Origin of the sequence: Algibacter sp., from assembly GCF_049667265.1 — a bacterium.
Classification (GTDB): Bacteria; Bacteroidota; Bacteroidia; order Flavobacteriales; family Flavobacteriaceae; genus Algibacter_B.
In genome coordinates, this window is record NZ_JBATHX010000163.1 from 1 (window position 1) to 2,310 (window position 2,310).

2 protein-coding genes and 1 pseudogene are annotated in these 2,310 nt (G+C 33.3%); 2 read left to right on the forward strand and 1 reads right to left on the reverse strand.

Annotation, left to right across the window (positions count from 1 at the left end; all coding sequences use genetic code 11):
* Positions 1–215: pseudogene (locus tag WBN21_RS06000) on the forward strand (rhodanese-related sulfurtransferase); the annotation flags it as partial.
* Between the two features lie 34 nt (positions 216–249).
* Here the strand turns inward: WBN21_RS06000 and WBN21_RS06005 are convergent.
* Positions 250–1,677: a peptidoglycan DD-metalloendopeptidase family protein gene (locus WBN21_RS06005; RefSeq protein WP_424198422.1), complete on the reverse strand. Its 1,428-nt coding sequence runs from the start codon at positions 1,675–1,677 to the stop codon at positions 250–252.
* Between the two features lie 266 nt (positions 1,678–1,943).
* Here WBN21_RS06005 and WBN21_RS06010 point away from each other — a divergent pair.
* On the forward strand, positions 1,944–2,310 hold a 367-nt coding region (locus WBN21_RS06010), incomplete at its 3' end, for a radical SAM protein (RefSeq protein WP_424198424.1).

Genomic DNA, 2,310 nt, shown 5'->3' on the forward strand with positions numbered 1-2,310 from the left:
GCCATTTACTATTTATACAATGTGACAAGTGTAAAGAAGAAATGAACCATTGTTGTTCTACTAATTGTAAAGAGATTCATGCTTTACCTTTTGAAGAACAGAAAGCACTAAGAAAAGGACAAGGAAACAGCAACGATATTTTCAAAAAAGGGAGAGCAGACCATTTGCCATATAAGAAAGACTTGAGAAATATTTTTGAAAATTTTAAGAAATAAAAAAAAGGCTCCAATTATTGGAGCCCTTTTTATTTTACTGTTTTATAAACTTAATGGTTTTAGTCTCGTAATTATCACCTTCTAATCTTAAAAAGTACAACCCGTTTGATAGGTTAGACGTGTTTATAGTTTTAATTCCTTCAGAAGGTTGGTTAATGAATTTTATAGTTTTCCCTGTAATATTTGCAATTTCAGCTTTAACGATTTTCTTAACTGTAGAAATATTAATCAAATTATTAGCCGGGTTTGGGTATATTGAAGTGTCCTTTAAAAGATTGTCCTCAACACTTAAAGATTCAGAAACGTTGAATGCATGCGTTACCGTTTGACCGTTATAAGTTACTTGCCATTTCCACTCTCCAGGAATATTGGTAACTCCAGTATAATTCCAGTACCAATATGAACTATTATAATAATTGTTTAAAGGGAAATTCCATGTGTATAGCGCCGTGTTATTTGGTCTTAATATTTTAAGGGTCATTGAAGTTCCGGGTTGCTGATCTCGTAAATAAACAGCAAAATAAACGGTATCCGTTGTTTCAAAGTCGTTGCTTTCGTATGTCGTTTCTTGGGTAGGACAAGGAGGATATACAATTGGTGCTGCACTATGTGTTAAAGCAGCATTAATATTAGGGTTATTATAGGGCTTTTGGTTTTGCCACCAGGTATCCGTGTTCATGTTGTTACATGCTCCAGCGTAAGGATCTGCCAAAACATCTTGTCCCTCGCCATTCCATTCAATTTCAGAATATACTTCAAAATGTAAATGTGGCCCGCTGGAGTTTCCTGAGCTGCCAACTATTCCTAAATACTCACCTTCTTCAACCATATCTCCTACGTTTTTTGTGGTAGGAGAGTTTTGTTTCATGTGCCCATAAACAGCCACACTTCCATCAGCATGTTGTATGTACACAAAATTCCAATTGTTGGGATTGTCTAATGTACAAGTTCTGTCAGGTCTAGAACCTACTTTGCCAAGAATTTGTCCTGGTGCCGCTGCAATAATTTCAACTTCATCATTATCCATCATTTTCCATTGAAATGGCCAATTAAAAATATCTATTCCAGCATGATTGTATCCATTGCTTACATCATAAGTTCTATTTCCGCAGTTATAATCTAAAATTTGGTTTGGATATGCTGCGTTTTGGTCAACATAGTTTGAAATACCCCAAACATCGTTGTATTCATGCCCATCCTTCTTTTTAACGGGCCAAATAAATAGTGGGTGCGGAATGACACTATTTTTTGAATATGACAATTTGTTTTGATGATTTAATTGTTGAATACCGCTTTTAATTTCTGCTAAAACAATTTGTTTTTGAGTGTCAGTTAAACATGGAACATTGTCTGGGTTAAAAATAAATTCGCCTCCGTTAGGTGTGAAATTTGGAGTTTGAGCATATCCACTACTCCATACGAGTATTGAAAAAGTGATTAGAAAAGTAATTTCGGATTTCATAATTGATATATTTTGATGGGTTATACCATTACATAGGAAAACTTTTAAAATGTGAGCATAAATATTTTTTATTTTGACATAATTTACTGGTTTTTAACTCTTGTTGCACAAATAATATCCTTTTAAGTATTCAATAAAATAGATTAATTGCATACTTTTGAGGCTATACGAAAAAGGGATTAATGAACATTTACAAACTCTTACAACTTAACAGAAAGATTAAAAGCCACAGAATAAAATTTCTGGGTTTGTTTCTGTTGCATAAGATGAATAGAAGGTATTTGGCTGTAAATTTAGATCCTGTTTTAGCATGTAACCTGCGTTGTAAAATGTGTTATTTTACGGATGCTGAGTATGTAAAAAAATTAAAAGGTCAGTTTAATGATCAAGAAATTGAACGCGTTGCCGAAACCGTTTTTAATCGCGCTTTAAAACTACAAGTGGGATGCGGTACAGAACCTACACTTTATAAAAAACTTCCAGAATTAATTGCTTTAGGTAAAAAGTATCATGTTCCTTACATTTCTCTTACCACAAATGCTAATTTACTAACTGAAGAAAAAATTGAAGCCCTTTTAAAAGCAGGATTAAATGAGTTTACCATTTCCCTTCATGGTGTTAAAAAAGAATCCT